This window comes from Streptomyces lushanensis (genome assembly GCF_001700515.1).
Lineage (GTDB): Bacteria > Actinomycetota > Actinomycetes > Streptomycetales > Streptomycetaceae > Streptomyces > Streptomyces lushanensis.
The window spans coordinates 1-8,470 of the sequence record NZ_MAUD01000461.1 but is presented as its reverse complement, the minus strand read 5'-3'; the positions used below and the strand labels follow the sequence as shown (position 1 = coordinate 8,470).

Genomic DNA, 8,470 nt, shown 5'->3' with positions numbered 1-8,470 from the left:
CGCTGACCTGTGGCGTGTACGGGCCCCGGGGAGGGGGCTCGTACACGCCACAGGTCAGCGGTGGTTCAGCGAGCGCCGGTCACCGTTGTGTCACTTGAAGCGGACCACCTGGGGGTCGTGGTCGCTCGCCTGGTCGGCGAACTCGGCGTTGATGTGGACCACGTCGTACACGGGGTTCTTGACGCCCTTGCTGACCAGGATGTGGTCCAGCGTCTGGGAGTTGCCGTCGTAGACGTAGCTGTAGCGCTCGTTCTTCGGCAGCGTGTTGATCAGGTCCTTGAGGACCTTCTTCGTCAGCACGTCCAGCGGCGCCGAGAACTGGTAGTCGTTGATGTCACCGAGGACGACGACCTTGGCGTCCTTGTCCTTGTCCAGCAGGTCGGCCACGAAGGTGTTGACCTCCCTGGCCTGGGACACGCGCTGGGTCTCCGAGCTCAGCGTCGGCGGCTGGAACCGGCCGTGGACGGGCTGGTCGCCGCCCTTGGAGTTGAAGTGGTTGCCGACGACGAAGATCTGCTCGCCGCGGAACAGGAACTCGCCGACCAGCGGCTTGCGGCTGCTCGACCAGGCGCCCGAGGTGGGGTTGATCCGGCCCGGGGAGACGGACAGCGAGACGTTCTCGTCGTCGTCGCCGGAGGTGACGACCTTCACCGCGGTGGTGGCGTCGCCGCCCGGACGGTCCACGAAGGAGACCCGCTGCGGGTTGTAGATGAAGGACGTACGGATGTTGCCGCCGGGCTCGCCGCCGTCCGTCTTGTCCTGCGGGTCGATCGAGCGCCACTCGTACGCCGGGCCGCCCGCCGCCTTGACGGCCGCGATGAACTTGGCGAGGGTCTGGTCGGACGCGACCGTACCGTCGTCCTTGGCGCCGTTGTTGTCCTGGATCTCCTCCAGGCTCACGATGTCCGGCGAGCCGAGGTGCTTGACGATGCCCTGGGCCAGCCGGTCGAACTTGTCCTGCGGGTCCGTCGGGTCGAGGTTCTCGACGTTGTACGTGCCGACGGACAGCTCGTCGGCGCCGCCCTGCTCCGCGACCTCCGGCTCGATACCGCCCTTGGTGACCGCGCCGACGGCGGTCGCCTGGATGCTGTAGCCGCCGTAGGTGCCGTAGTCGACCGGACCGGTCGCGCCCTTGAGCGTGTCGCCCACGTTGGCCGCCGGCTTGTCGGCGGTCAGCGCGGTGACCAGCAGACGGCCCGCGTTCGGGTCGTCGTAGTCGGTGTAGATCACACCGCCGCGCGGGGTCGGGTTCTTGGTGGGCTTGGTGGTGATCCAGGTCTCGCCGTACGAGTTGGAGGCACCGACCACGCGGCTGTCGCCGATCTGGACGACCATGCCCTCACGGGACTCCAGCCAGTCCAGCGTGTACACGGTGGGCTGGAGCGTGAGCGACTCGATGCTGCCGCCGCCCGCGTTCGGCGTGTAGTCCTTGGGCAGCGTCTTGGCGTCGACCAGCTCGACCGACGGCACCGCGTTGCCGGAGGACAGCACGACGGTGGTCGGGCCGCTCAGCTCGGTGAGGGACTGCGCACCGGACGAGGCGCCGCCCGGGTAGTACTCGGCGACCTTGGCGGTGACCAGGACCGAGTCGCCGACCTTGACCTGCGGAGTGGTCGAGCCGGTGAAGACGAAGACGCCCTCGCTGGTGACCGGGTCGTTGTCGGGCTGCGCGTCCTGGATCCAGAATCCGCGCGAGGAGCCGGTGGAGCGAACGCCGGTGACCACACCGGGGACATTCGTGACGGACTGGCCGTTGTACGGGGAGAGCCGGGTGTTGCCCTGGATGTCATGGATCCGCACGGGGCCCGGCGTCGGGTCCTGCTCCGGAGGGCCGGTGGGGCCCGTGGGCGTCGGCGTGGGCGTCGGGTCCGGATCGGGCTCGCCGCCACCACCGGTGTTGCGGGGGCTCGGCGTCGACGCGGCCAGGTCCGCCGCGTTGTTGTCCGTGTCGGCGAGGGAGGCCTTGCGGGAGACCGAGGCGGTGTTGCTCGCGCCCGGGACCGGCGAGGTCTCGCGGACCACGGCGGTACCGAAGCCGACCAGGTCCTTGATGCTGCCGTTGGCCGCGCAGTCCGCGGCGGTGATGCAGGCCAGCGGAGTCGTGGAGTGGACGAGCGCGACCGTGCCGGTGGTCCCCGACATGGCGATGGAGCCGGACGCGTCCGGAGTGGGCAGTTCGGTGGTGCCGCCGGTGCCCTTGCTCTCGGCGACGAGGTAGCTGCCGCCCGCCGGGATGGCGCCGGACAGCTCGGTGACCTGCCACTTGCTGCTGGCGGTCGGAGCGCCCGGCAGGTACTGCACGGACCAGCCGGTGAGGTCGAACGAACCGCTGCCGGCGTTGCCCAGCTCGATGAAGTCGTTGGTCAGGGTGGCGCCGGAGTTCCCGCCGCCGCCGTAGACCTCGGCGATCACGGCGTCGGCCGAAGGGGCCGCCTGTGCCGTGAACGGGAGCGCGATGAGCGTTCCGACCAGGCCGACGGGGAGCGCCAGGGCGATGCGCTTGGCGCGCCGACCGCGCAGGGCCGGGGGTATGGAAGGGGGCACGTTGGGCTCTTTCTGCTACGAGTTCTCTCGGGTGCTTCCCGCGTGCTCGCCGGTGTGCTCCCGGGGCGCGGGTGCGCGTGTGACAGTACGGTGGCCGTGCGGATGTGACAGTACGGACATGCGTGCGGGAGTGGTACGAGAAGCCTGGAAGTCGGCTCAAGATACGCGCGTAGACACACTGCCAACAAGAGGGCGGGTCACGCAACGGACAAGTGTTTCCCGACCGTTCGTTGGACTTAACCTGGTTGTCGGACGACATGGCACATTCGTTGCGGAGATGTCGGATTCGCTCGGGACACGACTCCGGGAGACCCCGTGGGCGTCCGGGCGCGCTCGGGGCACGCGGTGCCGGGACCGGCGGGCACGGCTCCGGAACCGGCGGGAGAAATACGCCTGACGGTGGAGCGGGGTACGCGGCCGATAGAGTAGCCGGGTCGTCATCATGCCCGTACGGGGGAAAGCCGGTGCGAGTCCGGCGCCGGCCCGCGACCGTGACCCGCCGTCACCGGCGGCGCGGCCGGACCGCCCGTACGCGGTCGTGACCGGCTCGTGCCACCGGAAACCGCCGGTGGCCGGCATCGTCGAGGAGTACGGGGCCGGAGTCCGGTGCCCAGTGCCGCGACCGGCAAGGGGGGCCCAACGCGACGGGGTCCGCCCCCGCCGGGAGCGGCGGTGGTGTGCCCGCGCCGGCTCCCGCAGGAGAGGCCCGCCCGCCATGACCACCGTTCGCCGCTGCGCAGCGGCGCTCGCCGCGACCACCCTGCTCGGTGTGGCCCTCGCTCCGGCCGCCGTGGCGGGAGGCGACGTACCGGCCCCTCACGGCACTTCGGGATCCTCCACGGGCTCCCCGTCCGGCTCCTCCACGGATCCCGGCGCCTCGCCGTCCCCGGCTCCCGCCGCCTCCGCGCCCGCGCCGTCCCCCGCGCCCGTCGCGATCCCGCCCGGTCTGTACGGCGAGAAGGATCCCGCCCACGACGGTGTGTGGCGCCAATCGCTCGCGATGATGGGACAGTTCGCGGCCGGTGTCCGCCCGGCGGACCAGGCCGTCGGCTGGCTGAAGGGCCAGCAGTGCGCCGACGGCGCCTTCCCCGCGTACCGCCCCGATCCCGCCGCGCCCTGCGACGCGAGGACGACGGGGGACTCCAACGCCACGTCCGCCGCCGTCCAGGCGCTCTCCACGCTGGGCGGTCAAGGGCCCGCCATGACCAAGGGCGTGGAGTGGCTCAGGTCCGTCCAGAACAAGGACGGCGGCTGGGGACGTCTGCCCGGCACACCGACCGACGCGAACTCCACCTCCCTGGTGATCGGCGCGCTGACCACCTTCGGTGTACGGCCCAGCTCGGTGCGGTCGTCCGAGGGGAGGAACGCCTATGACGCGCTGGTCGCCGTCTCGATTCCGTGTGACGCGGGATCGGGCGCGGACGCGGGGGCGTTCGCGTACCGGCCGGACACGGCGGGAAGGCTGACCGCCGATGACGACGCCACGGCGGCGGCCGTCATCGGCGGGCTCGGCAAGCGGATGATGGCCTGGCCGGTACGGGATGCCGGTCCGGCGCCGTCCTGTGTGTCCACGGCGGACCCGGGCCCGGAGCGGGCCGCCCGTAACGGCGCCGCCTATCTGGCCTCGGCGCTCGCGGCGACCGGGCATCTCGACCAGCCGCCGAAGCCCGGCGCCGGCACCGGCGCGCCGCTGCCCGACACCGGCAACACGGCGGACGCCGTCGTGGCCCTGACGGCCGCCGGTTACGGTGACCAGGCGTCGGGCGCGCTGGAGTGGCTGAAGCGGAACTCCGGTGCCTGGGCCCAGGAGAACGGGCCCGCGGCCTACGCCCAGCTCATCTTCGCCGCCCACGCCACGGGTACGGACCCGCGCAACTTCGGCGGGATCGATCTCGTGGAGCGGCTGAACGCGACGGGACCGACGCCCGGGCCCAGGGCCTCCGTCACCGCTCCGGCCGCCGCGGTCGTGCACGGGAACAGCGGTCGCGACCAGGGGATGCTGTGGATCCTCGGGATCGGCGCGATCGCCTGCGCCGGTATGGGCTTCCTGCTCAACGGCCGCAGGAGGACACCGCAGGGCCCGCCGGCGCGGCAGAGCCCGCAGCCGTAGCCGGGACCCGACGCACCGTCCGCGGTCCCGGCCGGCTTCCCGCGCTCGTCGTCCTTCCCGCGCTCGTCGTCCTTCGCGGGCCGCTCCGGCGCGGTGGGCCGCGAGCGGGTCCTCGCGCGTCTGGCCGTACCGGCCCGCCGACCGGCCGCTATCCGGACTCCCGCGCCCCGCCGCCGCCCCCGGCCGCGACCGCCGCACCGCCGTCCGCCGCACCGTGGGGCGCCGTTGGGGCGCTCCGTCCTCTCGGGAACGGATCCGCCGCCGTCACCGCGCGTGGCAGCAGCCTCCTCGGTCCCGCCAGCAGGTAGGTCAGTCCGAAGCCCGCGCCCACGACCGCCGCGCCGCCCGCCGCGTCCAGGACCCAGTGGTTGCCCGTGGCCACGATCGCGCAGACCGTGAAGAGCGGATGGAGCAGCCCGAGCGGTTTCATCCAGAGCCTCGGCGCCAGTACGGCGATCACCACACCGCACCACAGCGACCAGCCGAAGTGCAGCGAGGGCATCGCCGCGTACTGGTTGGTGAGCGCGGTCAGCGCGCCGTAGTCCGGATCGGTCAGATCCTGCGGTCCGTGCACCGTGTCGATGAAGCCCATGCCCGGCATCAGCCGTGGCGGTGCCAGCGGATAGAGCCAGAAGCCGAGCAGCGCGAGGACCGTGGCGAAGCCGAGCGAGGAGCGGGCCCAGCGGTAGTCGGCGGGCCGGCGTACGTACAGGACACCGAGGATCGTCAGCGGCACCACGAAGTGGAACGACGTGTAGTAGAAGTTGAAGAAGCTCTCGGCCCACTCGGTCCGCGCCGTCGCGTGGTTGATCCAGTGCTCGACGTCGATGCCCAGCGCCCGCTCGACGGAGACGATCTGACGGCCGTGTGTCTCGGCGGCCTCGCGGCCTCCGGTCGCGACGAGCCGGATATGGGAGTAGACGGAGTAGCCGACGCGGATGACCAGCAGTTCGAGCAGCAGATTCGGGCGGCCGAGCAGCCGCCGCCAGAACGGCACCAGCGGGATCCGGCTCCATCGCGCGGGCACGGGCCGGGCGTACTCGGTCGCGACGGGCCGTTCGAAGTACGGCGAGGCGCGCGCCAGGAACGGCACCGCGCAGGCCGCCGCCAGCGCCGCGACCAGCGGGACGTTGTCGCGCAGCGGATGGAGCAGCGTGATGTTCGGCAGCAGCATCTTTCCCGGCAGCGTCATCACCAGCACCACCACCGCCGGCCACACCAGCCGGTCCCTGGTGCGCGTGCCGACCCGGCCGACGAGCGCCAGCAGTACCCACAGGAGCTGGTGCTGCCAGGCGGTCGGCGAGACCGCGATCGCCGCGCAGCCGGTCAGCGCCACGGCGAGCAGCAACTGTCCGTCGCGCGCGTAGCGGACCGCGCGGCGCAGCCCGACGAGGACGACGGCCACCGCCAAGGCGGCGAAGAGCACGATCTCCAGAGGGCCTTCCAGTCCCGCCCGGAGCAGCACGCCGTGCAGGGACTGGTTGGCGAGGCTGTCGGGCCGTTCGCCGAGACCCGCGCCCGCCACATGGTGCACCCAGTACGCCCAGGAGTCGCCGGGCATCGCCGCCCAGGCCAGCGCGGTGGAGGCGGCGAAGGTGCCCGCCGAGGTCACGGCGGCCTTCTTACGGCCCGTCAGCCACAGCAGGGGCGCGAAGAGCAGCACGGCGGGCTGAAGGGCGGCGCCGACGCCGACGAGCAGACCGGAGCCGCGTTCACCGCGTACGGCGAAGCAGCCGAGCAGCACCAGCAGGACCGGAATGATGCTGGTCTGGCCGAGGTAGAAGCTGTTGCGGACGGGCAGGGACAGCATGAGCAGGCTGATCGTGACCGGTGCGGCCAGCAGTCCCGTACGGCGTGAGATCCGGCCCGGGAGGGCGCGGGCGACGACCAGGCCGAGGGCGACGACCAGCAGCAGCGTCCCGAAGGTCCAGACGATGCCGAGGCTCTGCTCGGCCGAGCGCGCCAGCGGTTTGAGCACCAGCCCGGCGAACGGTGTTCCGGTGAACTTGCCGGTGTCGTAGAGCGAACCCGACACATGCAGAACGCCGTTGTCACCGATCCAGGTCTCCAGATCGGTGAGCCGTTCCCCGGGCGGCTGTCTCAGTACCGCAGCCGTCTGTCTGACCGCCAGCACGGCGGCGACCAGCCAGAGAACCGCGCGCGCCGCGCCGAATCCCTCCTTCAGCGGGCCCGCCCCGCCTGCCGCCGCCCCGCCGTGCACGCTGTGCTCCGCATTCACCACGCCGCGCCGACCCTCCGTCCGTCCGAAAACCGCCGTCCTTGGGGCATGAGCCTCGCATTGCCCGGTCGGGAAGACTCAGGCAACCCCCTCTTCGCCTGTCTGTCACCCTTGTTTTGTCTCCATGCCCCTGTCCGGGGGAGGCGTCCGACGGGAGGACTTCCGGCGGAACGGCGAACGAGGGGAGGGCGAAGGGGGCACACATGGACAAGCAGGGCGGAAAGTACACCACACGGGGGGCGGCGTGCGGCTCTTGCGCCGTGGCCGTCGGCGCGGGACACGACCGGTGCCGTCCCCGGCCGCCCGGGGTATGTTCCCATCGGGAACCAACTCGGCACCCCGACACCCGCGCACGGACGAGAGGCCTCCATGTCCCAGGAGCAGTGGACCGCGGTCGACCGCTATGTCACCGATCAGCTCGCGCCCGCCGACGAAGCGCTCACGGCGGCACTCGCCGCCGCCGACGCGGCCGGCCTGCCCGCCATCAACGTCGCACCGAACCAGGGCAAGCTGCTCCAGCTCCTCGCCCGCGTCCAGGGCGCCCGTACGGTCCTGGAGATCGGCACGCTCGGCGGCTACAGCACCATCTGGCTGGGCCGCGCGCTGCCCGACGACGGCCGGCTGATCTCCCTGGAGTACAACGCCACCCATGCCGAGGTGGCCCGCGCCAGCCTGGCCCGCGCCGGGCTCGACAAGATCGCCGAGGTCAGAACGGGACCGGCGCTGGAGACGCTTCCCGCGCTGGACGCCGAGGGCGCGGGCCCGTTCGACTTCGTCTTCATCGACGCGGACAAGCCGAACAATCCGCACTATCTGGAGTGGTCCCTGAAACTGACGCGTCCGGGCAGCGTCATCGTCGTGGACAACGTCGTACGGAACGGAGCCGTCGCCGATCCGACGAGCACCGACCCCTCGGTCGTCGGCACACGGGAGATGATCGAACTGATCGCGGCAAACCCACGGCTGTCCGCGACCGCCTTCCAGACGGTCGGGGTCAAGGGCTACGACGGTCTCCTCCTGGCCCGTGTCCTGGCCTGACGAGCCGTAATCCGGTGGCGGCCCCGACCCGTCCGCTGGTAGCCAGTGGGCCATGACCTGGTCCGTACGCCCCGAGCCCTTCACCACCCCGGACGCCACCCGGCTCCGCCGCGCCTACTACGCCGAGGTCGCCGGCCGTTACTGGGGACGGCCCGCGACCGGCGCCGAGATCGACCAGGGGCTCGCCGACGACCCTGCCGATCCGCTCGCGCCGCCCACCGGCGAGTTCCTCGTCGGCCGGTACGGCGGCCGGGCCGCCTCCTGTGGCGGGCTCCGGCTGCTGGACGCGCGTACGGCGGAACTCACCCGGGTGTACGTGAGCCCCGCCGCGCGCGGCACCGGTGGCGGCGGGGCCCTGCTGGCCGCCCTGGAGGAGGCCGCGCTGCGGTTCGGTGCGGAGCGGCTCGTTCTCGACACCCGGCTCGATCTGGTCGAGGCACGAGGGCTGTATGTGAAGCACGGCTTCCGGGAGATCCCGCCGTACGGCGAGCCGGGCCCGTACAGCGAGATCTGGTACGGCAGGGAACTCACGGGCCGGG

Annotated in this window: 5 protein-coding genes; 3 read left to right on the top strand and 2 right to left on the bottom strand. The window is 72.0% G+C overall.

The window, feature by feature from the left end:
• Nucleotides 1–90 precede the first annotated feature (90 nt).
• Nucleotides 91–2,544 (bottom strand): endonuclease/exonuclease/phosphatase family protein, encoded by a 2,454-nt coding sequence (locus BFF77_RS29485; protein ID WP_079125602.1) that lies wholly within the window; start codon nucleotides 2,542–2,544, stop codon nucleotides 91–93.
• A 715-nt stretch (nucleotides 2,545–3,259) separates the two neighbouring features.
• Between BFF77_RS29485 and BFF77_RS29480 the strand changes: the two genes are divergently transcribed.
• The gene (locus tag BFF77_RS29480; protein ID WP_079125601.1) at nucleotides 3,260–4,654 is read left to right on the top strand and encodes an SCO2321 family membrane protein; all 1,395 of its coding nucleotides are present in this window, start codon (nucleotides 3,260–3,262) and stop codon (nucleotides 4,652–4,654) included.
• Between the two features lie 148 nt (nucleotides 4,655–4,802).
• Here the strand turns inward: BFF77_RS29480 and BFF77_RS29475 are convergent, their stop codons facing one another.
• Complete coding sequence (locus BFF77_RS29475; RefSeq protein WP_079125600.1) at nucleotides 4,803–6,896, bottom strand: bifunctional glycosyltransferase 87/phosphatase PAP2 family protein; 2,094 nt, start codon at nucleotides 6,894–6,896, stop codon at nucleotides 4,803–4,805.
• Between the two features lie 366 nt (nucleotides 6,897–7,262).
• Here BFF77_RS29475 and BFF77_RS29470 point away from each other — a divergent pair, with 366 nt between their 5' ends.
• A complete protein-coding gene (locus BFF77_RS29470) occupies nucleotides 7,263–7,931 on the top strand; it encodes an O-methyltransferase (RefSeq protein WP_066955954.1) in 669 nt (222 codons plus the stop codon).
• A 52-nt stretch (nucleotides 7,932–7,983) separates the two neighbouring features.
• The coding region (locus BFF77_RS29465; RefSeq protein WP_066955951.1) for a GNAT family N-acetyltransferase at nucleotides 7,984–8,470 on the top strand (487 nt) is incomplete at its 3' end.

Coding starts and splice junctions, on each gene's coding strand:
- BFF77_RS29480 (WP_079125601.1), top strand. CDS start 3,260: ATGACCACCGTTCGCCGCTGCGCAGCGGCGCTCGCCGCGACCACCCTG.
- BFF77_RS29470 (WP_066955954.1), top strand. CDS start 7,263: ATGTCCCAGGAGCAGTGGACCGCGGTCGACCGCTATGTCACCGATCAG.